Origin of the sequence: Pseudomonas sp. THAF187a, from assembly GCF_009363395.1 — a bacterium.
GTDB lineage: Bacteria > Pseudomonadota > Gammaproteobacteria > Pseudomonadales > Pseudomonadaceae > Aquipseudomonas > Aquipseudomonas khazarica.
This window is the reverse complement of sequence record NZ_CP045349.1, coordinates 4105642-4124304: the sequence shown is the minus strand read 5'-3', so window position 1 is coordinate 4124304 and position 18663 is coordinate 4105642. Positions and strand designations below refer to the sequence as shown.

Here is an 18663-nt window from a genome sequence, read left to right as displayed (position 1 = left end):
TCTCGGCGGTCACGGAGGTGCGGTCGGCACCTGCTGTCGCTGTTTACATCGCTACGGACGTCGCCTCGACATGCCTTGGCAGGGTGACCCGGATTCGGGTGCCCAGTTGGCGCTCGGGGTCGGCCGGGCTGTCGATTGTTATCTGTCCATAATGCTCTTCCACGATCGAATAGACCAGCGCGAGGCCCAGGCCGGTCCCTTCGCCGGGGTCCTTGGTGGTGAAAAACGGTTCGAACAGGCGGTCGATGATGGCTTTGGGAATGCCGCTGCCTTCATCCTCGACGATCAGGTCGACGGTATGCTCGCTGACTTCGCTGCGCACGCGGATCGCGCCGCCGGGAGGGGAGGCGTCACGGGCGTTGGACAGCAGGTTGATCAGCACCTGGGCCAGGCGTTGCGGGTCACCCTCGGCCCAGTGCTCCGGGTCGCAGAGGTTGTAGAACTGGATGTCGAAGTTGCGCTTGTTCAGTGATAGCAGGCCGATGGCGTCCTGGGCCACGTCGGCCAGGCACACGGGTTCGTCGCTGCGCTGATGGCTGCCGGAGTGGGCGAAGCTCATCAACGACTGGACGATGCGCGACACGCGCTTGGTCTGTTCGAGAATCTGCCCGCTGATCTCCGTCAGTTCGCCGTCGTTCTCGCGCTCCTCGCGCAGGTTCTGCGCCAGGCAGGCGATACCGGTGATCGGATTGCCGATCTCGTGGGCGACACCGGCCGCCAGACGGCCGATGGAGGCCAGGCGCTCGGAGTGCACCAGCTTGTCTTCCAGCAACTGGGTTTCGGTCTGGTCCTCGACCAGCAACACCAGGCCACTGTTGCCCGGTGCCAGCGGCTCGTCGATGGCGGCCTTGTGCAGGTTCAGCCAGCGGATCTGCCCGTCCAGGGCCAGGTGCTGCTTGTGCAGGTGCTGGTCGGGGCGTTCGATGAAGTCCTGCAGCAGGCTCTGCCAGGGCTCGGCCAAGGCGCTGAGGCGCGAGCCGACGATGCGCTGGGCGGGAATCTCGGTGAGCTCCTCCATGGCGCGGTTCCACATCAGGATTTCCTGATCCTTGGCCAGCGAGCAGACGCCCATGGGCAGTTCCTGCAAGGTCTGCCGGTGGTAGCGGCGCAGGGCGTCGAGTTCGGCGGCCAGGCCGGTAAGGCGCGACTGGTAATCCTCCAGGCGGCTCTCGATGAAGTGGATATCCTCGGTGACGTAGCCTTCGCTGCCGGACTTGTAGGGCAGGAAGGTTTCGACGATGTCCTGTGCGACGCTGGGGCCCATCAGGCCGGACAGGTTGGCTTCGATGCGGTCGCGCAGGCGGCGCAAGGCATAGGGGCGGCCTTCGTCGAAGGGCAGGTGCAGGTCGCGCAGCGCTTGTTCCACCTCACGCTGGGCCGTCTTGGCGCCCAGCGGCTTGGCCAACTGCGCGGCGAATTCCTGCGGAGTCGCGGCGACCAGTTCGCGTCGTTGCGGGCGGCGCACGTTGTCTACCGCGCAGGCCTCTGCGGCGCTCTTCTCCTCGGGGCTGGCTTCGGTGAACAGCGACACCAGGGTGAACACCAGCACGTTGGCGGCCAGCGAGGCGATGGCCGCCAGGTGCCAGCTGGCATCGTCGAGCACGTAGATGACGTTGAACAGCGGCAGGTAGAAGCCGTCCAGGTTGCCCAGCAGCGGCAGCAGCATGGTCAGGGCCCAGACGCAGATACCGGCCAGCAAGCCGGCGAGGAAGCCGCGGCGGTTGGCGGTCTGCCAGTACAGCACCGAGAGCACGCCCGGGAGGAACTGCAGGGTGGCGACGAAGGCGACGATGCCGAGGTTGGCCAGGTCCTGCTGCGCGCCGAGCAGCAGATAGAAGCCATAGCCGGCCATGATGATGAAGGCGATCAGCGCGCGGCGTGTCCACTTCAGCCAGCGATAGATGTTGCCCTCGGCCGGTGGCTGGTACAGCGGCAGCACCAGGTGGTTGAGCGCCATGCCCGACAGGGCCAGGGTGGAGACGATGATCAGTCCGCTGGAGGCCGACAGGCCGCCGACGTAGGCGAGCAGGGCCAGCGCCTCGCTGTTCACCGCGATGCCCAGGCCGAGGGTGAAGTATTCCGGGTTGGTGGTCGCCCCCAGCTTGAGGCCGGCCCAGAGTATCAGCGGCACCGCCAGGCTCATCAGCAGCAGGAACAGCGGCAGACCCCAGCTGGCGCTGACCATCGCGCGCGGGTTGAGGTTCTCGGTGAAGGTCATGTGGTACATGTGCGGCATGACGATGGCCGAGGCGAAGAACACCAGCAGCAGGGTGCGCCAGGGACCTTCCTGCAGCGGCGTGTGCAGCGTGGACAGCGCCGCCTGGTTCTGCACCAGCCACAGTTCCAGTTCGTGGGGACCACCGAACACCTGGTAGAGCGCGTACCAGCCGATCACTCCCAGCGCCACCAGCTTGACCAGCGATTCGAAGGCGATGGCGAACACCAGGCCCTCGTGCTTTTCTCGGGTGGCGATATGCCGGGCACCGAACAGGATGGTGAAGAGGATGATCAGGCCGCAGTAGCTCAGCGCCACCTTTTCCTGCAGCGGCTCGCGACTGAGGATGCCGATGGAGTCGGCCACCGCCTGGATCTGCAGGGCCAGCAGTGGCAGCAGGCCGATCAGCATGAACAGGGTGGTCAGCACGCCGGCCCAGGTGCTGCGGAAGCGGAAGGCGAACAGGTCGGCCAGCGATGACAGCTGGTAGGTGCGGGTGATGCGCAGGATCGGGTAGAGCAGCACCGGGGCTAGCAGGAAGGCACCGGAGACGCCCAGGTAGCTGGCGAGGAAGCCGTAGCCGTACTGATAGGCCAGCCCGACCGTGCCGTAGAAGGCCCAGGCGCTGGCATAGACGCCCAGGGACAGGGTGTAGGTCAGCGGGTGGCGGATGATCCAGCGTGGGATCAGGCCGTGTTCGCTGACCCAGGCAACTCCGAACAGCACCAGCAGATAGCCGGCGCTGATCAGGATCAGTTCGCTCAGGCTAAAGCTCGTCAGCATCGCGTTGGCTCTGGAGAATGAAGGTCACGACGATCAGGATCAGCCACAGCAGGTAGGGGCGGTACCAGGCACCATTGGGGTCGATCCACCAGTCCATGATGGCCGGTGAGAACAGGTAGATCCCTACAACCAGGATCAGAACCAGTCGGTAGATATACATGTGGCATCTCGTCGAAAGATGCCGCGATGGTAAAGGAAGCGGCGCGTTTCAGGCCACCTGCTTGAGGGCTGGCCGCTGTGGGGCAGGCGTGGCGCGGGTTGCGCTCGTCAGCGCAGTTGCGCTTCGGCCAGGGTGCGGCTGCGCGGGATGCGCGTGGCATCCCAGTGGGCGATGCCCCATTCCAGCAGCTGCCGGGGGGCGGCGTCCCGCAGGTCGGCGGGGGCTGGCTGGCCGAGCGCGCGCAGGGCGCGTAGCAGCAGTGGCCCGGCCTGGTCGGCGGGCAGTGGTGGTGAGCGATAGCTCTTGCCCAGCTTGTGGCCGTCCGGCTGGATGATCAGCGGCACGTGCAGGTAGCGCGGTTGCGGCAGCCCCAGCAGTTCCTGCAGGTAGAGCTGGCGCGGTGTCGAGTCGAGCAGGTCGGCGCCGCGTACCACATCGGTGATGCCTTGCCAGGCGTCGTCCAGCACCACCGCGAGCTGATAGGCGAACAGGCCGTCGCGGCGACGAATGACGAAGTCACCGACTTCGCGGCCCAGGTGCTGATGGAATTCGCCTTGCACGCGGTCGGTGAAGTGGTAGTCCAGCTCCGGTACGCGTATGCGGATGGCCGCATTCTGTTCGGCATGGCAGGCATTGCGGCAGAAGCCGGGATAGATCCCGGCATAGCCTTCCAGCTGCTTGCGCGAGCAGACGCAGGCGTAGGCCAGGCCCTGGCTGAGCAGGCGCTCGGTCACCGCCGCGTACTGCGCGTGTCGCTCGCTCTGGCGCTCCAGCTCGCCATCCCATTCGAAGCCATAGGTTTCCAGGGTGCGCAGGATCGCGTCCTGGGCGCCCGGGACTTCACGGGGCGGGTCGAGGTCCTCCATGCGCAGCAGCCAGCGGCCGCCAACGGCGCGCGCATCGAGGTAGGAGGCGAGGGCGGCGACCAGCGAACCGAAATGCAGGTAGCCACTGGGCGTGGGGGCAAAGCGCCCGACGTAGGAGCTGTTCATCGAGGCGAGGCTGGGTCGAAGGGGTTGTCTTCTCCCCTCTCCCATTCATGGGCAAGGGGCCGGGGGAGAGGGCATGCGCTGAATCATCCTCTCCCCAGAAATGCAACGGGGCGCCTGAGCGCCCCGTCGTCGGATCAGGAACCGATCTGCTTTTCCTTGATTTCCGCCAGCGTCTTGCAATCGATGCACAGGGTCGCGGTGGGGCGGGCTTCCAGTCGGCGAATGCCAATCTCGACGCCGCAGGAGTCACACCAGCCGTAATCGTTGTCTTCGATCAGCTGCAGGGTCTCGTCGATCTTTTTGATCAGTTTGCGCTCGCGATCACGGGCACGCAGCTCCAGGCTGAACTCTTCTTCCTGGCTGGCGCGATCCGCCGGATCGGGGAAGTTGGCCGCTTCGTCCTGCATGTGGTGCACGGTGCGGTCGACTTCCTGCATCAGCTCCAGCTTCCACTTATTGAGGATGCTGGTGAAGTGAGCGCGCATCGGCTCGCTCATGTATTCCTCGCCCTTCTTCTCTTGATAGGGCTCGAAACCACGAATCAGCTGGCTGGTGCTTTTGGCTTTTTCTTTTGTGGGCATGGATGACGCCTCTCACTCTTTCGAATCCATCGCGCAGGTTATTCCATTGCCAGACGGTTTTCCGGCCCTGCGACTGCAAGCCGGCGAACTTACCAGATCGAATCGGGGCGCGCTACTCCCGGTTGTCTCTGCCCCTCCGGGGTGTGAATGAAATCTGCATGGGCCTGATCGGCAAGTGTAGCGGTGCCCGGCGTCCTTGCCGCTTGCCCGAGCAGCCCTGCTAGAATCCGCCGCTCGCAACCGTGAAGGCAGGCCCATGGCTCAGCTCTACAGTGGGCGCAGTCGCGCCATCGAACCCTTTCATGTGATGGCCCTGCTGGCGCGGGCCAACGAGCTGCAGGCAGCCGGTCACGACGTCATCCACCTGGAGATCGGCGAGCCGGATTTCACCACCGCCGAGCCGATCATCCGCGCGGGCCAGGCCGCCCTGGTAGCCGGGCATACCCGTTACACCGCCGCGCGGGGCTTGCCGCAGCTGCGCGAGGCGATCGCCGCGTTCTACGCCGAGCGCTATCGGCTGAACGTCGACCCGCAGCGCATCCTGATCACGCCGGGCGGTTCCGGCGCCCTGCTGCTGGCCGCCAGCCTGCTGGTCGATCCCGGCAAGCACTGGCTGTTGGCCGACCCCGGCTATCCGTGCAACCGCCACTTCCTGCGTCTGGTCGAAGGGGCTGCGCAACTGGTGCCGGTTGGCCCGGACGTGCGCTACCAGCTGACTCCGCAGCTGGTCGAGCGGCACTGGGACTCCGACAGCGTCGGCGCCCTGGTCGCCTCGCCGGCCAACCCCACCGGCACCCTGCTGCACAAGGACGAGCTGTCGGCCCTGGCGGCGAGCATCAAGCAGCGCGGCGGCCATCTGGTGGTGGACGAGATCTACCACGGGCTGACCTACGGTTGCGATGCGAGCAGCGTGCTGGAGGTGGATGACGAGGCCTTCGTGCTCAATAGTTTCTCCAAATATTTCGGCATGACCGGCTGGCGCCTGGGCTGGCTGGTCGCGCCCGAGGCGGCGGTGCCAGAGCTGGAGAAGCTGGCGCAGAACCTCTACATCAGTGCGCCGAGCATGGCTCAGCACGCTGCGCTGGCCTGTTTCGAGGCTGATACCCTGGCCATCCTCGAAGAACGCCGCCACGAGTTCCAGCGCCGCCGCGACTACTTGCTGCCGGCGCTGCGCGAGCTGGGCTTCGGCATCGCCGCCACGCCTGAAGGCGCCTTCTATTTATATGCGGACATCAGCGCCTTCGGTGGCGATGCCTTCGCCTTCTGCCGCCACTTCATCGAAACCGAGCACGTGGCGTTCACCCCGGGGTTGGATTTCGGCCGTTATCAGGCCGGGCATCATGTGCGTTTCGCCTACACGCAGAACGTCGAGCGCCTGCAGCAGGCGGTCGAACGCATCGCCCGTGGCCTGAAGAGCTGGAATCCCGATGCGCTTTGATCCGCCCCTGGAAGAAGGGCGCCTGCTGCGCCGCTACAAGCGCTTTCTGGCCGATATCGAGACGGCCGGCGGCGAGGCGCTGACCATCCACTGCGCCAATACCGGGTCGATGCTCAACTGCATGAGCGAAGGCTGCCGGGTGTGGTTCAGCCGCAGCAACGATCCCAAGCGCAAGCTGCCGGGGAGCTGGGAAATCAGCGAGACGCCGCAAGGCCGCCTGGCCTGCATCAATACGGCGCGGGCCAATGCACTGGTGGAGGAGGCGCTGCGCGCCGGGCTGATCAGCGAGCTGAACGGTTTCACCGCGCTCAAGCGCGAGGTGCCCTACGGGGTGGAGAACAGCCGCGCCGACTTTCGCCTGGATTTCCCCCAGGGGCCGACCTTCGTCGAGGTCAAGAGCGTCACCCTGGGCTTCGACGGCAGCGATGTTGCGGCCTTTCCCGATGCGGTGACGCAGCGCGGCGCCAAGCACCTGCGTGAACTGGCAGCGCTGGCACGTGCCGGCGTGCGCACGGTGCAGCTGTATTGCGTGAATCTCTCCGGTATCGCCGCCGTGCGCGCCGCCGAGGAAATCGACCCGGTCTACGCGGCGGGGCTGCGCGAGGCCAAGACGGCCGGGGTCGAAGTGCTGGCCTACGGCGCCGAGCTCAGCCCCGAGGGCATCGCGCTGGTTCGTCGTCTGGACGTGCTGGCCTAGGGCACGATCCAGATTCCGTCGGCGTCTTCCTGGCATTCCAGCGCTTGCAGCGCCTGTCCCTCGCAGGGGCCGGCCACGCATTCGCCGCTCTCGATCAGGAACAGCGCGCCATGGGTGGCGCAGCGGATCAGGCTGCCGCTGTCATCGAGAAATCCGTCCTTCTGCCATTCCAGGGCAACGCCGCGATGCGGGCAGCGGTTGAGGTAGGCGTGCACCTGGCCGTCGCGGCGTATGGCGAACAGGTTCAGTTGCTCGATCAGAAAGCCCCGGCTCTGACCTTCGGCCAGTTCCTGTGGGCTGCATAAGCGGATCATCGTGTTCTCTCGTGTGTGCCCTTCTGCCATGGGTAGAAGGTGGCGCGTGGCGCCGTCAGCGAGGCCGATTATCCCGCAGGAAGGAGGAGGGCGCATCCATGCGCCAAGTGGAACTCAGAATTGCCAGGAGGCCGATACGCGGAACGTGCGGCCCGGCTCGCTGTAGTAGTCGACCGGCTGAGGCGTGCTGCGGCCGGCGGCACTGGGCACGTTGAGCGCATTCCAGTACTTCCTGTCGAACAGGTTGAACAGGCCGGCCTGCAGCTTGACGCCGTCCAGGGCCGCGGGCTGCCAGTAGCCCGTCAGGTTGACCACCGCATAGCCCGGGGCCTTGAAGTCACTGTCATTCTCGACCTTGTCGCGACGGCGCGCGGCGGTCAGCATCAGGTCCGCGCCATGGCGCTGGCGGGTGTAGCTCAGGCCTAGGGTGCCGCTCAGCGGCGCGACCGAGTTCAGGTGCTGCCTGGTTTCGCGGTCCTTGCCCACGGCCCAGGCGATCGAGGACCAGAGCTGCCAGGACGGCATGAACTGCCAGTGCGCGCTGCCTTCGGCGCCGTAGATGCGCACTTTGTCGCGGTTGGCCATGACTTCGAAGAAGGTGGGGAATTCGCCCGCCTGGAAACCATAGTCCTCTTCGTCGGCGCTGATGCTATCGATGAAGTTCTTGTAGTGGTTGTCGAACAGGCTGACCGAGCCCCCCAGCCGGCTGTCGCCGAGGCGGGCGCCGACTTCGTAGCCGGTGCTTTCCTCGGGCTTGAGGTTGGGGTTGCCTACTCGTGCGTAGCCCATGCCGGCGTTGGTGAAGGTGCTGTACAGCTCGTTGACGTCCGGCGCCTTGAAGCCCTGTGCCCATTGCGCATAGAGGGTCGCCAGCTCGTGCGCCTGCCAGGTCAGGAGCAGGCTGCCGGACCACTTGGCGTCCTTGTTCTCGCTGAGCATCACGCTGTCGCCGGCGAGCACGTAGCCGCTGGTGGAACTGCTCGGCTTGTACGCGTAGTGGTCATAGCGCACGCCCGGCGTCAGGGTCAGGGTGTCGCTGAGGGCAATCTCATCCTTCAGGTAGAGGCCCTGCAGCGTACCGGGCGTCTTCGGCATTTCGGCCTGGTTGGTGTGCAGGTTGACGCAGGAGAAGTAGATGCCGGCTGGCGTGCTGTCCGGTTGCGGCGGGAAGGGAGGCACCAGCACGCTGGGGCAGGCATCGTAGCCGCTGCTGTACTGCTCGGCTTCCAGGCGGCTCCACTCCATGCCCAGGGTCAGGTCGTGGCGGCCCAGTTGTTTGCCCAGGCTGCTGCTGATGCCGTACTGGCTCTTCTCGATCTCGTTGGCGCGGCCGAAGGGGCCGGCCAGCGTTCCGGCGCGGGTGGCGTCGACTTCGTCCTCGCGATAGAGCTTTTGCCAGTAGACCACCGTGTCGGCCCAGTCCAGCAGGTTGTCGCTGCCTGTGGCGCGGTACTGATGGTCGAACGAGAGTCGCTTGCGCTCGTTGGTCTCGCGGGTGTCGTAGTGCCGCGGGTAGTTGACCGTGCCCTGGTTGATGCGGCTGTCCATGTCCTCGACGCGTTCGAACAGCTCGGCCGTCATACCGATGCGGTGGCCTGCGGCGAGCTTCTGCTGGATCTTCAGCAGCAGGCTCTGCTGTTCGCTATCGCTGGGGTTGGCGGTGGTGCGCTGCGTGCCGAGCAGGTTGTCGTTGCCCTGGCTGTCGAGCTCGTGGCCCTGGCGGCCGCCGGCCTGGAGCAGCCAGGCCGTGTCGTTGATCCGGCCGGCCAGGGCCGCATTCAACCCCCAGCTCTGGTCGGCACTGTCGTAGTCGCTCTTCACCAGGCCGGCGAAGTTGTCGTCGTTACCCAGCAGGTCATCCGGACTCAGGGTCCGTAGTTGCAGGGCGCCGCCGAGGGCCCCCGAGCCGAGCTGGCTGGAGTTGGCACCGCGAACCACGTCGATCGATGACAGGCTCTGGAAGTCGATGCTGTCCAGGCCGCCGTTGACTTCGCGCACCGCGTCATTCAGCCAGGGCATGCGGATGCCGTCGATGGTGGTCAGCACGCGATCGCGATCCAGGCCGCGGATGTTGATGCTGTTGTTGCTGCGGTTGTAGTTCACCCCCGGTTCGGCGCGTCGCGACAAGTCATCGAAACTGCGTATCTGACGACGTTCGAGGGTCTCGGCGTCGGTCCGGGTGGTGGTCGGCAACGGCTGCTCGACCACGCTGGCGGTGACTTCGACATCGGGGAGCTCGGCCGGTGTATCGGCCAGGGCGAGGGAGGGGCACAGCATCAGTAACGCCAGCCATGGGCGGCGGGCATAGGGCGGGTGAAGGGGCATGGCAATGGCTCCGTGCGTGCTGGGCAGTTCTGCGACTGCCTGGTTGGCGACGGCGCAAGACGTTAACCAGATTATTTATCTGATGCAAATAATTCTCATATAGATTATCGTTTGTAGATTGCCGTCGCTGTGCAGAAACAGCGGGCACGTCTTGCCGTGAGAGGAGTTGTCCCGATGAATAGTGTGAATCCCGCCGCCTTGCCGGCCATCGATCTGTACCGGGCCTGGCAGGCCCTGCGTCTCGAACAGCCCCGTCTGCGGGCCCGTGATGCGGCTGCCGTACTGGGTGTCAGTGAGGCTGAACTGACCGCCAGCCGCCTCGGCGTGGATGCCGTGCGCCTGCGCTGTGACTGGTCCGAGTTGCTGCCTGCGCTGGGGACGCTGGGTTACATCATGGCGCTGACCCGCAACGAGCACTGCGTGCACGAGCGCAAGGGGCATTACCGCGAGGTTTCCGTCAGCGCCAATGCGGCGATGGGGCTGGTGGTCTCCGCCGACATCGACCTGCGCCTGTTCATGGCGCAGTGGGCCAGCGTGTTCGCCGTCGCCGAGAACGGCGAGCGTGGCGTGCAGCGCAGCATCCAGATCTTCGACCGCCAGGGAGTTGCGGTTCACAAGGTCCACCTGACCGAGAGGAGCGACGACGCGGCCTGGGCGCCGCTGGTCGAGCGCTTCCGGGCCGAGGTGCAGAGTGCCGAGCTGGAGCTGCTGCCGCCGGCCGAGCGCAAGGCGCCGCGTGCCGACGATCAGGTCGATGTGGGGGCACTGCGTGCCGACTGGGCCGCGCTGAAGGACACGCATCACTTCTTCGCCATGCTCAAGCGCCATGACCTGGCCCGTACTCAGGCCCTGCGCCTGGCCGGCCATGAGTGGGCCGAGCCGCTGGCCACCGCCGAACTGCCCAGGCTGATCGAGGCGGCAGCAGCGCGTGAGGTGCCGATCATGGTGTTCGTCGGTAACCGTCACTGCATCCAGATTCACACGGGGCCGGTGCACAATCTGCGTTGGCTGGATAACTGGTTCAACGTGCTCGATGCCGAGTTCAACTTGCACCTGAGAACCCCTGGCGTGGTCGAGCTCTGGCGCGTGCGCAAACCCAGCGTGGATGGCGTGATCACCAGCCTGGAGGCCTATGACGAAGAGGGTGAACTGGTGGTCCAGCTGTTCGGGGCCCGCAAGCCGGGCATGGCTGAGCGTGACGACTGGCGCGAGCTGGCCGAGTCCATCGCGGCACTGGAGGTCTGACATGCGCTTGAGTGGAACCTTGGCGCTGTGCAGCGCCCTGCTGTTTGCTCCCCTGGCCGGTGCGGGCGAGCTGCCGCAACGCTGGGTCAGCTCCGGTGGCTCGCTCAGCGAGTGGGTAGTGCGCCTGGGGGGCGAGAGCAAGCTGGTCGGCGTGGATACCACCAGCCTGCATCCACAATCGCTGCAGCAGTTGCCGAGCGTCGGTTATCAGCGGGCCTTGTCGGCTGAGGGGGTGCTGTCGCTGCACCCGGACGTGCTGATCGGTAGCGAAGAAATGGGGCCGCCTCCGGTGCTCGCGCAGATCAAGGCAGCCGGCATTCGTATCGAGAGCCTGTCGGCCAGGCCCGATCTGGATGCGCTCGAAAGCAATGTGCTGCGCCTGGGTGAACTGCTCGGCAGGCCGCAGCAGGCGCATGAAGAGATCGCGGCCTATCGCGAGGCTCTGCAGCATCAGGCGGCCTGGGTCGCCAAGGCGCGCGAGCAGCAGCCGGCACCGCGCGTGCTGATGTTGCTCGGTCATGCTGGCAGCAACCTCATGGCGGCCGGCAAGGACAGCCTGGCGGTGTGGTTGATCGAGCGGGCTGGTGGCGAGAGTCGCACCGAGCACAGCGGCTATAAGCCGATCTCCAGCGAGGCCTTGCTGGCGATGGACCCACAGGTGCTGATCGTTGCCGACCGCAGTCTGCAGGGGGAGGAGGCGCGTCAGGCGGTGCTGCGGCAGAATCCGCTGCTGGCGCAGACCAGCGCCGTGCGTGACGGCCGTGTGCTGAGCCTCGATCCGACGCTGCTGGTGGGCGGGCTCGGTCCGCGCCTGCCCGAGGGGCTGGTCGAGTTGTCGGCGGCGTTCTATCCTTCCGAGCCAGCTCTGACGGCCGAACTCGACCGATGAATCCTGTTTTTCGTCCCCGCCCATTGCTGCTGGCGATGGGCGTCCTCCTGCTGTTTTCGTTCTGGCTGTCGCTGGCCCTGGGGCCCGTCAGCCTGCCGCTGGGCGATACCCTGCTGGCCGCGCTGCGCTTGCTGGGCCTGCCCATCGACGGGGAGGGCCTGCAGCAGGCCGAGCTGATCCTCGGTCAGATACGCCTGCCGCGCAGCCTGCTGGGGCTGTGCGTGGGTATCGTGCTGGCGCTGTCCGGTGTGGCCATGCAGGGGCTGTTCCGCAACCCGCTGGCTGACCCCGGCCTGGTCGGGGTCGCCGGTGGCGCCGCGTTGGGTGCGGCTGTCGCCATCGTCGGCGGCAGCATGATCGGCGGTCTGCCGTCAGCCATCGCCCCTTATCTGCTGTCGCTCTGCGCGTTCAGCGGCGGTCTGATCGTGACCGCCGTGGTGTATCGCTTCGGGCGTCGCGACGGGCAGACCCACGTCGCCACCATGCTCCTGGCCGGGGTCGCGCTGACCGCGATGTCCGGCGCCGGTGTCGGCCTGTTCACCTACCTGGCCGATGACGCCACCCTGCGCAGCCTGACCTTCTGGAATCTGGGCAGCCTCAACGGCGCCAGCTATCCACGGCTGTGGCCGTTGCTGCTGGTGACCCTGGCCATCGCCTTGTGGCTGCCGCGCCGCGCCGCGGCGCTCAACGCGCTGCTGCTGGGCGAGTCCGAAGCGCGCCATCTGGGATTCGATGTCGAGCGGATCAAGCTGGAGCTGGTGCTGTGCACGGCGCTGGGCGTCGGCGCTGCGGTGGCGGCGGCCGGCCTGATCGGTTTCATCGGCCTGGTGGTCCCGCACCTGATGCGTCTGCTGGTCGGCCCCGATCACCGGGTGCTGCTGCCGGCATCGCTGCTGGCCGGCGCCAGTCTGCTGCTGCTGGCCGATCTGCTGGCGCGCCTGCTGCTGGCGCCGGCGGAATTGCCGATCGGCATCGTCACGGCGTTGATCGGGGCGCCGTTCTTCCTTTATCTGCTGGTGCGGGGGCGAACCTGATGTTGCGCGCAGAACAGCTGAGCGTGCGCCGGGGCGGCAAAACCGTCCTGGGGGATATCGACCTGACGTTGCAGCCTGGCGACGTGCTGGGCGTGCTCGGCCCCAATGGTGCCGGCAAGAGCACCCTGCTGGGGGCCCTGTGCGGGGAATTCGAGGCGAGCGCCGGGCGGGTGACCCTGGATGCGCGCACCCTGAGTGACTGGGATGGGCGTCAGCGGGCCCGGCGGCTGGCGGTGTTGCCGCAGAGTTCGACGCTGAGCTTCGCCTTCCCGGTGGAAGAGGTGGTCGGCATGGGGCGTCTGCCGCATGCCAGCGGGCGTGTGCGTGACGCCGAGATCGTCGCCATGGCGCTGCGCGCGGCCGATGCCGAGCACCTGCGTGGGCGCAGTTACCTGGCGCTGTCCGGTGGCGAGCGCCAGCGTGTGCACCTGGCGCGCGTGCTGGCGCAGCTCTGGCCGGGCGGAGAGGGGCAGGTGTTGCTGCTCGACGAGCCGACCTCGGCGCTCGATCCGCTGCACCAGCACACCACGTTGCAGGCGGTACGTGACTTCGCCAGCCAGGGTGCCGCGGTGCTGGTGATCCTGCATGACCTGAACCTGGCGGCGCGATACTGCGACCGTATCCTCCTGCTCCAGGCGGGACGCCCCCACGCCTTCGGCAGCCCCGACGAGGTGCTGCGGGCCGAGCCCCTGCGTGCGGTGTTCGGTCTGGACGTGCTGATACAGCGACACCCGGAGCGCGGCCATCCACTGATCGTGGCGCGTTGACTCGATGCAGGAGCTTGCCATGCGAATACTGTTGCTGTGTTGCCTGTCCCTGCTGGTCGCCTGCCAGTCCCGAGGCGTACTGCCACCGCCGGCTCCTATCGCCAGCGAGGGGCGCGACCACGGCGACCTGGGGGTGATACTCGACCTGCGCAGCGGTGAGCGCATCACGCCGCAGCGACTGGTCGAGCGCCTGGCGCGGGCGTCGCGGGTCGTGGTCGGCGAGCAGCACGACAACCCGGATCACCACGCCCTGCAACTGTGGCTGTCACGTGAGCTGGCGGCCCAGCGTCCGCAGGGCAGTGTGCTGCTGGAAATGCTCAACCCGAGCCAGCAGACCAGGGTCGATCAGGTCCGGGCCGAGACGCGTGCGGGGCGCCCTCCGCTCGACGCCATCCGGGCCCTGGCCTGGCAGCCCGGATGGGACTGGGCGATGTACGGTGCGCTGGTTCGCTACCAGCTGCGCCAGCCCTATCCATTGCTGGCGGCCAATCTGGACCGGGAAGAGATCATGCGCATCTACCAGCAGCGTCCGGCGCTGCAGGGGCAGGCCTCTACCGCTGCGGCGGTGCAGCAGCGGCTGCAACGCGATATCCGCGAGTCGCACTGCGGCCTGCTCCCGGAAAGCCAGGTGCCGGCGATGCTGGCCGTGCAGCAGCAACGTGATCGGCGCATGGCCGAGGCATTGCTGGCTGCGCCGCGACCGAGCCTGCTGCTGGCAGGTGCCTTTCATGCGCGCAAGGACCTTGGGGTGCCGTTGCACCTGGCAGACCTTGGAGCGGGGCAGGGCAATGCCGTGCTGATGCTGGCCGAAGTCGGACGTCAGGTGGATGCATCGATGGCGGACTACGTCTGGTTCACCGCGGCGCAGCCGGAGCAGGAGCACTGCGCCAAACTGCGACCCTAGCCGCCTTTCCCGGGATGGCGGCGGGGTATCCTCGGCGCTTTGCCGATCTGGAGCCTGCGCCATGCCCGCCGCTGTTCGCGACCTGCTGCACCGTTACTTCAATGCACTCAATGACCGCGATGTCCGTGCCTGTCTGGCGCTGGTCAGCGATGACCTGATCCTGGAGCCCAACCAGGGGTTCGCCGAGCATGGCCGCGCAGCGTTCGCGGACTACCTCGAGCGGCACATGCAGTGTTACCGCGAAACCCTCGAACAACTGGTGATCCTGACCGATCCGCAGGGCGCCCATGCGGCCTGCGAGTACCACGTCGCCGGGGAGTACCTGGCAACCGACGATGGGCTGCCGGAGGCGTGCGGGCAACGCTACGCGCTGCGGGTAGGGGCGTTCTTCGAGATTCGCGAGGGGCTGATCAGCCGTATCAGCCTGCATTTCAATCTGCCGGACTGGCTGGCGCAGGTCGACGACTGAAGCGGCCGCAGCGTGTTTCGTGCGGGCAAAAAAAGACCCGGCAAAGAGCCGGGTCAATAACCGTGATTAGCCTGATGAGGAGATAATCTGAAGAGTCCGACTGAATGGTCTCTTTAGCTTATCGACTGATCTCGCGACCAGATGGGGTAATAATAACAATTATCATTTATCGGTCAACACCTTTTTGAGAATTTTTCTCATGAAACGCTGGTGGTGGAGAAACCTGCCGCGCAGGCAAAAAAAGACCCGGCAAAGAGCCGGGTCAATAACCGTGATTAGCCTGATGAGGAGATAATCTGAAGAGTCCGACTGAATGGTCTCTTTAGCTTATCGGCTGATCTCGCGACCAGTTGAGGTAATAATAACAATTCTCATTTTCATGTCAATGCCTTTTGAGAATTTTTCTCAAAAACGGACGACGGCCGCGATGAGCCTGCCCATGAACGCAAAACCCCGGCATCTGGCCGGGGTTTTCTGTCGGGAGGCGATGATCAGGATTCGCCAGGCTGGCGCAGCTGGGTGATTTCCTTGTTCAGCAGGTCGATGCGGCGCGCCATGCTCTCGATCAGGCTATGGGCGATGCGCGGGTTGCTCTGCATCAGGCTGAGGAACTGCTCCTTGGGGATCACCATCACCGTGCAGGGTTCGCTGGCGATGACCGTGGCGCTGCGTTTCTCGCGGGTGAACACCGCCATGGCTCCGAATATCTCGTCCTTCTGCACATCGCCGACCCGCTGGCCGTCGACATAGGCTTCGGCGTGGCCTTCGATGATGATGAACACGTGGTCGGCTTCATCGCCCTGATGGATCAGTTCCTCGCCAGCGGCGAAGTGCTGGAAGCCGGTGGCCGGACGGATTTCCGGCTGCTTGAGGCGCGCCAAGGCGTCGGACAGCAGCGCCGTGTGACCGATCAGGTAGTGGATGAACTGTTCCTGGCGTTGCTCGTCGGCGTGAATGTGCTGGAACACTTCGCTGCGCGAGAAGGGAATCAGGCTGATGGGCTCCTCGCTGCTGTAGCGGCAGCTGGGCAGGTCGATCCCCTGGCGCAGGCCGACCAGATCACCTTCCTGCAGGTAGAACAGCGGGCGCTCGTCGACCACCGCGTGGAGCAGGCCGCTCTCGATGATGAACAGCTGGTTGCCCGGCAGCACCCGCGCCAGATCGTCGACTCGCTCCAGGCGAAGCGCTTCGCCTGCGGGTTGCAGCCCTTCCAGCAAGTGAGTGGGGATACTCTGCAGGCGATTGATCAACTGATCGGCGTAGGCCGGTTGCTCCCCGAGTAAATACATAACCGTAATTCCTTGAACTGGCTGGGCTGGCTGACCACACGAAGGTCCCTGAAACAATAGGCTGCGGCGGCGTTCGAGTAAATCACCTTGCGCTCGTGTTGTGAGCTAGCTCTTGTTGCAGGTCTGGGCTTCGTCCAGCTTGCCATTCAGTTCTGCCTTGTGCGCAGGCGGAAGTTCATTCCAGTGCACGTCGAGCAGGGCGCCCTCGATGGCGTAGAGCAGCACCTTGGAGGCACGAAACCCACGGGCCCGAACGGCCCGGTAGGCCCCGACGGCACCGTAGCGACGCAGGTCGTTGGCGCTGTGGATGCCCACAGCGTGAAGCCATTGCGCCGAGGTCTTGCCCAGGTTCTTCAGGTGTTGCAGTTCGTCGTTCATCAGGCCTCCATGCGTGCGGCTGAAAATCACGTTGGCATGCCTGCTACTCAGTGTAGCGGCCAATTGCCTTGGTGTTTTTTGCGTCGCTACATCTGCGCAGTCACTTCGTGCGATAGCGCAAGCGTGTGCCGAAGTTCACCGACATGAGGATCTCGTCCGCAGTCAGTTCGACGGGAAAGTAGGCGCCGGAAATCTGCGCGTGCGCCAGGCTCGCGCCTTCTATCCTGGCGTTGCGCAGGTCCAGGCCGCGCAGGTCGGCGCCACGGAAGTAGGCGTCGGTGAAGTTGATGCTTTCGGTGTCCAGGTTGCGCAGGTCCAGGCCACGAAAGTCGCCGCCGGACAGGTCGACTTCGACGCCCTTGGGCTTCTGCGCATTGAAGCCTTGCACGTCGTCGTTATGCAGGAGGTGGTAGAGCGGATGATCGAGCTGGCGTGGCTGACTCATGGCAGATACCGGTGGTGGTGTCACCGGCAGTATAGAAGCCCTGCCAGGCTTTGCCCGGCAGGGTGTGGCCAACCTCTGATGGGGTCAGATGCCGGGCAGGCGCTGGCGAATCTGCTCGACCAGGCCGTCGAGGCTGGCGCTGTCGTGCGTGTCGACGCGCTTGCTGTGGCTCAGCTCTTCGCTGCTGAGCGCTTCGCGACCGGCCTGCTGGGCCTTGATGACGTCCAGGGTCGCATCGGAAGGGTCCGTGCCCTCGCTTTGCCGTTGCTCCAGCCAGCCGGCGATCACTGCCTCGGGCGCATGGCAGTCGAGAATCAGGAACGGCGCGCCAAGCTCCTCGGCGACTTCGCTAGCTGCCTCGCGCTGAGCCGCCTTGAGGTAGGTGGCATCGATCACCACCGGGAAGCCGGCCTGCAGGATCTGGCGGGCCAACTGGTGCAGGCGGGTGTAGGTCGCCTGGCTGGCGTCCTCGCTGTAGATGCCGGCAGCCAGCTTGTCCTTGGCTGCGGCGTTCTGCTCGCCGAACAGGCGCTTGCGCTCGACGTCGGAACGCAGGCGAATGGTGCCCAGCGCTTCGACCAGGCGCATGGCCACGTGGCTCTTGCCAACGGCCGACACGCCGTGGGTGATGGCCAGGAATGGCGAGGGGATGGCGCTGTAGCTCTCGGCCAGGGCAGCATAGCCGCGGTACTGGCGGAGAATGACGGCGCGCTGCACCGGGTCCTGCTCCTGGCCCAGGCGGAACAGGGCGACCTTGCCGCGCACCATGGCGCGATAGGCCTTGTAGAAATTCAGCAGGTGCAGGGCAGCGTAGTCACCCGTGTGTTCCAGCCAGCCACTGATGAAGCGGCGTGCCAGGCACTTGAGACCACGGTCCTCGAGGTCCATCGCCAGGAAGCCGATGTCCGCGGTGACGTCGGTCATGCGGAAGGGTTCGTTGAATTCGATGCAGTCGAACAGCACCACGCGGCCATCGATCTGTGCCGCGTTGCCCAGGTGGATGTCGCCATGGCACTCACGGATGAAACCCTGTGCCTTGCGCTCCGCCAGCAGCGGTTGCAGGCGGTCGTAGCTCGACTGCGCCCAGGCCTCGAGTGCGTCGAGCTGCTGCAGGTCGTTCGCATCGCTGAGCATCGGGCGAATCTGCTCGAAGTTCTGCTGTACCGGTGCCATCACCGCCTCGGCGCTGCCCAGTGGGTGATCCTGAGGCACGACGGGGGCGTCCATGTGGAATCTGGCGATCTGCTCGGCAAGGGCGTCGATGTGGGCGTCGCCCAGCTCGCCGCGTGCCTGGATGGCGCTGAGCAGTTGCTCCTGGGGGAACTGGCGCATCTTCAGCGCGTATTCGATGGCCGGTGTGCTGCCGTCGAGGCTGGGAGCGTCTTCGCTGCCACCGATGGCCACGACTTCCAGGTACAGGTCCTGGGTCAGGCGCTGGTTGAGGCGCAGCTCTTCTTCACAGAAATGTCGACGTGCGTCGAGCGCTGTGAAGTCGAGAAAACCGAAGTTGACCGGCTTTTTGATCTTGTAGGCATGCTTGCCAGTGAGCAAAACCCAGGAAATGTGGGTCTCAATCACCTGAAACCCTTCCACGGGATGCGGATACAGGGCCGGGTTCTGCAATGCGGCAATCAGGGCTTGGCTCACGTTCGATCCTTGTTCTAGACGCTGTTCGAGCTGGGCATTATGGCCGCTGTGAGCTGCTCTGCAAACTGTCCGGGCGACGCTGCTGGCCCCT

General features: G+C 65.5%; 18 protein-coding genes. 8 read left to right on the top strand and 10 right to left on the bottom strand.

Translation table 11 applies throughout. The annotated features are described in order from the left end of the window. Positions 1-43 precede the first annotated feature (43 nt). The 4 genes from FIV02_RS19160 to dksA form a co-directional block, all read right to left on the bottom strand. Entirely contained in the window at positions 44-2998 is a 2955-nt protein-coding gene (locus FIV02_RS19160) for a sensor histidine kinase (protein ID WP_152489516.1), read from the bottom strand. Further along, on the bottom strand, positions 2982-3158 hold the full coding sequence (locus FIV02_RS19155) for a hypothetical protein (protein ID WP_003244646.1): 177 nt from the start codon (positions 3156-3158) through the stop codon (positions 2982-2984). Before FIV02_RS19155 ends, FIV02_RS19160 begins: the two co-directional genes overlap by 17 nt. A 107-nt stretch (positions 3159-3265) precedes the next feature. Continuing rightward, on the bottom strand, positions 3266-4150 hold the full coding sequence (gluQRS, locus tag FIV02_RS19150) for a tRNA glutamyl-Q(34) synthetase GluQRS (RefSeq protein WP_152489515.1): 885 nt from the start codon (positions 4148-4150) through the stop codon (positions 3266-3268). A gap of 134 nt (positions 4151-4284) precedes the next feature. After that, positions 4285-4731, bottom strand: a complete 447-nt coding sequence (gene dksA, locus FIV02_RS19145) for an RNA polymerase-binding protein DksA (RefSeq protein ID WP_017675309.1) — start codon at positions 4729-4731, stop codon at positions 4285-4287. 256 nt (positions 4732-4987) lie between these two features. Between dksA and FIV02_RS19140 the strand changes: the two genes are divergently transcribed. Then, on the top strand, positions 4988-6169 hold the full coding sequence (locus tag FIV02_RS19140) for a pyridoxal phosphate-dependent aminotransferase (RefSeq protein WP_152489514.1): 1182 nt from the start codon (positions 4988-4990) through the stop codon (positions 6167-6169). After that, the gene (gene sfsA / locus FIV02_RS19135) at positions 6159-6866 is read left to right on the top strand and encodes a DNA/RNA nuclease SfsA (RefSeq protein WP_152489513.1); all 708 of its coding nucleotides are present in this window, start codon (positions 6159-6161) and stop codon (positions 6864-6866) included. The genes FIV02_RS19140 and sfsA overlap by 11 nt, the downstream gene beginning before the upstream one ends. Here sfsA and FIV02_RS19130 read toward each other — a convergent pair. Both FIV02_RS19130 and FIV02_RS19125 read right to left on the bottom strand, forming a co-directional pair. Further along, the gene (locus FIV02_RS19130; protein WP_152489512.1) at positions 6863-7180 is read right to left on the bottom strand and encodes a Rieske (2Fe-2S) protein; all 318 of its coding nucleotides are present in this window, start codon (positions 7178-7180) and stop codon (positions 6863-6865) included. The genes sfsA and FIV02_RS19130 overlap by 4 nt on opposite strands. Positions 7181-7294: 114 nt before the next feature. Next, positions 7295-9505 (bottom strand): TonB-dependent hemoglobin/transferrin/lactoferrin family receptor, encoded by a 2211-nt coding sequence (locus tag FIV02_RS19125; RefSeq protein WP_152489511.1) that lies wholly within the window; start codon positions 9503-9505, stop codon positions 7295-7297. Positions 9506-9679: 174 nt separating this feature from the next. On the opposite strand from FIV02_RS19125, the gene FIV02_RS19120 reads away from it, so the two are divergent. The 6 genes from FIV02_RS19120 to FIV02_RS19095 all read left to right on the top strand — a co-directional run bounded on the left by FIV02_RS19120 (position 9680) and on the right by FIV02_RS19095 (position 14813). Then, complete coding sequence (locus FIV02_RS19120; RefSeq protein WP_152489510.1) at positions 9680-10750, top strand: hemin-degrading factor; 1071 nt, start codon at positions 9680-9682, stop codon at positions 10748-10750. A gap of 1 nt (position 10751) precedes the next feature. Continuing rightward, the gene (locus FIV02_RS19115) at positions 10752-11639 is read left to right on the top strand and encodes a hemin ABC transporter substrate-binding protein (protein ID WP_152489509.1); all 888 of its coding nucleotides are present in this window, start codon (positions 10752-10754) and stop codon (positions 11637-11639) included. Positions 11640-11689: 50 nt separating this feature from the next. Next, entirely contained in the window at positions 11690-12673 is a 984-nt protein-coding gene (locus FIV02_RS19110; RefSeq protein ID WP_172979228.1) for an iron ABC transporter permease, read from the top strand. Further along, on the top strand, positions 12673-13440 hold the full coding sequence (locus FIV02_RS19105; RefSeq protein WP_152489507.1) for a heme ABC transporter ATP-binding protein: 768 nt from the start codon (positions 12673-12675) through the stop codon (positions 13438-13440). The genes FIV02_RS19110 and FIV02_RS19105 overlap by 1 nt, the downstream gene beginning before the upstream one ends. Positions 13441-13459: 19 nt before the next feature. Beyond that, a complete protein-coding gene (locus tag FIV02_RS19100; RefSeq protein ID WP_152489506.1) occupies positions 13460-14344 on the top strand; it encodes a ChaN family lipoprotein in 885 nt (294 codons plus the stop codon). Between the two features lie 61 nt (positions 14345-14405). Beyond that, positions 14406-14813, top strand: coding sequence for a nuclear transport factor 2 family protein (locus tag FIV02_RS19095; RefSeq protein ID WP_037050742.1), 408 nt, complete (start codon positions 14406-14408; stop codon positions 14811-14813). Positions 14814-15304: 491 nt separating this feature from the next. Here FIV02_RS19095 and FIV02_RS19090 read toward each other — a convergent pair whose 3' ends face one another. From FIV02_RS19090 to FIV02_RS19075, 4 genes are all read right to left on the bottom strand, one after another. Then, positions 15305-16102 carry a Crp/Fnr family transcriptional regulator gene (locus FIV02_RS19090; RefSeq protein WP_047585437.1) on the bottom strand — a complete coding sequence of 266 codons (798 nt, stop codon included), beginning with the start codon at positions 16100-16102 and terminating at the stop codon, positions 15305-15307. Between the two features lie 105 nt (positions 16103-16207). Further along, positions 16208-16480: a TfoX/Sxy family protein gene (locus FIV02_RS19085; RefSeq protein ID WP_037057288.1), complete on the bottom strand. Its 273-nt coding sequence runs from the start codon at positions 16478-16480 to the stop codon at positions 16208-16210. Positions 16481-16580: 100 nt separating this feature from the next. Next, the gene (locus FIV02_RS19080; protein WP_037057286.1) at positions 16581-16925 is read right to left on the bottom strand and encodes a pentapeptide repeat-containing protein; all 345 of its coding nucleotides are present in this window, start codon (positions 16923-16925) and stop codon (positions 16581-16583) included. Positions 16926-17009: 84 nt separating this feature from the next. Further along, positions 17010-18572, bottom strand: coding sequence for a bifunctional aminoglycoside phosphotransferase/ATP-binding protein (locus tag FIV02_RS19075; RefSeq protein ID WP_152489505.1), 1563 nt, complete (start codon positions 18570-18572; stop codon positions 17010-17012). Between the last annotated feature and the right edge of the window lie 91 nt (positions 18573-18663).

Bases quoted from the DNA above. Each gene is read 5' to 3' on its own strand.
- FIV02_RS19160 (WP_152489516.1), bottom strand. From the start codon at position 2,998: ATGCTGACGAGCTTTAGCCTGAGCGAACTGATCCTGATCAGCGCCGGC.
- FIV02_RS19155 (WP_003244646.1), bottom strand. From the start codon at position 3,158: ATGTATATCTACCGACTGGTTCTGATCCTGGTTGTAGGGATCTACCTG.
- gluQRS (WP_152489515.1), bottom strand. From the start codon at position 4,150: ATGAACAGCTCCTACGTCGGGCGCTTTGCCCCCACGCCCAGTGGCTAC.
- dksA (WP_017675309.1), bottom strand. From the start codon at position 4,731: ATGCCCACAAAAGAAAAAGCCAAAAGCACCAGCCAGCTGATTCGTGGT.
- FIV02_RS19140 (WP_152489514.1), top strand. From the start codon at position 4,988: ATGGCTCAGCTCTACAGTGGGCGCAGTCGCGCCATCGAACCCTTTCAT.
- sfsA (WP_152489513.1), top strand. From the start codon at position 6,159: ATGCGCTTTGATCCGCCCCTGGAAGAAGGGCGCCTGCTGCGCCGCTAC.
- FIV02_RS19130 (WP_152489512.1), bottom strand. From the start codon at position 7,180: ATGATCCGCTTATGCAGCCCACAGGAACTGGCCGAAGGTCAGAGCCGG.
- FIV02_RS19125 (WP_152489511.1), bottom strand. From the start codon at position 9,505: ATGCCCCTTCACCCGCCCTATGCCCGCCGCCCATGGCTGGCGTTACTG.
- FIV02_RS19120 (WP_152489510.1), top strand. From the start codon at position 9,680: ATGAATAGTGTGAATCCCGCCGCCTTGCCGGCCATCGATCTGTACCGG.
- FIV02_RS19115 (WP_152489509.1), top strand. From the start codon at position 10,752: ATGCGCTTGAGTGGAACCTTGGCGCTGTGCAGCGCCCTGCTGTTTGCT.
- FIV02_RS19105 (WP_152489507.1), top strand. From the start codon at position 12,673: ATGTTGCGCGCAGAACAGCTGAGCGTGCGCCGGGGCGGCAAAACCGTC.
- FIV02_RS19100 (WP_152489506.1), top strand. From the start codon at position 13,460: ATGCGAATACTGTTGCTGTGTTGCCTGTCCCTGCTGGTCGCCTGCCAG.
- FIV02_RS19095 (WP_037050742.1), top strand. From the start codon at position 14,406: ATGCCCGCCGCTGTTCGCGACCTGCTGCACCGTTACTTCAATGCACTC.
- FIV02_RS19090 (WP_047585437.1), bottom strand. From the start codon at position 16,102: ATGTATTTACTCGGGGAGCAACCGGCCTACGCCGATCAGTTGATCAAT.
- FIV02_RS19085 (WP_037057288.1), bottom strand. From the start codon at position 16,480: ATGAACGACGAACTGCAACACCTGAAGAACCTGGGCAAGACCTCGGCG.
- FIV02_RS19080 (WP_037057286.1), bottom strand. From the start codon at position 16,925: ATGAGTCAGCCACGCCAGCTCGATCATCCGCTCTACCACCTCCTGCAT.